General features: G+C 48.0%; 1 pseudogene. It reads right to left on the bottom strand.

The features are described from left to right. Nucleotides 1–735 (bottom strand): annotated as a pseudogene (locus L5M29_RS23660) (Ig-like domain-containing protein); the annotation flags it as partial. Nucleotides 736–782 lie beyond the last annotated feature (47 nt).

The following is a 782-nucleotide window of genomic DNA, read 5'->3' as shown; positions in this document are numbered from 1 at the left end:
GCCATCTCCAGTGTTACCGTCACCGGCCATATTCACACCGAGCGAAGCTGGCTCTGCATCCACACCTTGCACTAAGGCAGTCACTAAGGCCGCGCCTTTGATATCCGCCGTTGCTAAGGTTATTTTCGCGACACCGTTACTATTGGTTAGCGCCGTACCCGTGGCAGGGTCAAAAATACCCAAGGTATTATCGTTTAAGGAGAAGCTCACCAGTTTGTTGACGAGCGGCAGGCCATCTTTATCTTTCACTAAGGCAGTAACTTCAGCAGGGGTCGCAGCAGTGATTTCAATCGCACTCGCAGTCAAACTTATGGTGGATTTATTACCAGCTATTACGCCATCGCCTGCCATGGTGACGCCCAATGAAGCTTGCGCGACATCCACACCTACTATGTCAGCATACACAAAACCCGCACCTGGAATATTCAAGGTCTTCAGCTTAATGCTTGCCTTACCATTAGCGTCAGTCAGCACAGAGCCAATTTCTGGGTCAAATAACCCTAACGCCGCATTACTTAAACTAAATTGCACCAACTTGTTGGCTAAGGCACTGCCATCAGCTGCCAGTAACGTTGCCGTCACGGTTGCAGGGGTCGCTGCGTTAATGTTGGTGGTAGTTGAACTGAGTGTTAGTTTCGGTGGTGGCACTTGCCCTACCGCATTACCGTCACCTTGCATATAAAGCGATACATCGGCAGTACTGTCATAACCAAACACATTTACTTTAACATTCACTGCTTACTTTAACATTCACTGCACCTTCAATATTTGCAGTTATTAAT

The sequence above is a fragment of the Shewanella sp. SM95 genome (assembly GCF_025653595.1).
Lineage (GTDB): Bacteria > Pseudomonadota > Gammaproteobacteria > Enterobacterales > Shewanellaceae > Shewanella > Shewanella oncorhynchi.
This window is presented reverse-complemented; position numbering and strand designations above follow the sequence as displayed.